Genomic DNA, 492 nt, shown 5'->3' with positions numbered 1-492 from the left:
GGCCAGCCCGGCGGGCGCTACCCCGATGCCCCGGCGCGCAACCCGGCGGACTTCGTAGAACGATGGAGCTAGCGCGGCGCCCCAGTCCTGGACGATGAACGTAAAAGGTCGCCGGGAAAGGAAAAACGGCTTGCGATCACGGGCTTAGCTCGATACTATGTGCGCCGTTCTGAACGCACCGGCACAGCCGTTACGAGAAGAGCGAAAATGCGGAGGGGTGTCCGAGTGGTCGAAGGAGCACGCCTGGAAAGTGTGTAAGTCGCAAGGCTTCGAGGGTTCGAATCCCTCCCCCTCCGCCACCGAATTGAAAAGAACCGGCTCTCAGCAGCCGGTTTTTTCATGCCTGGAATGAGGCATTGGTGAGGGGGAGTGGATGAGAACCCTCCGGTTCGAGCCAAGGCGCGTAGCGTCGGGCGGCGGAGCGTAGCGACGCCCATCCTCCCCCTCCGCCACCGAATTGAAAAGAACCGGCTCTCAGCAGCCGGTTTTTTC

General features: G+C 62.0%; 1 tRNA gene. It reads left to right on the top strand.

The annotated features are described in order from the left end of the window. Positions 1-211: 211 nt before the first annotated feature. Positions 212-299, top strand: a tRNA-Ser gene (locus tag BTW07_RS19195). The last annotated feature ends 193 nt before the right edge of the window (positions 300-492 follow it).

Source organism: Salinicola socius, from assembly GCF_001937195.1.
GTDB classification, from domain to species: Bacteria; Pseudomonadota; Gammaproteobacteria; order Pseudomonadales; family Halomonadaceae; genus Salinicola; species Salinicola socius.
The sequence above is the reverse complement of the archived record's forward strand: the minus strand, read 5'-3'. Positions and strand labels throughout refer to the sequence as shown.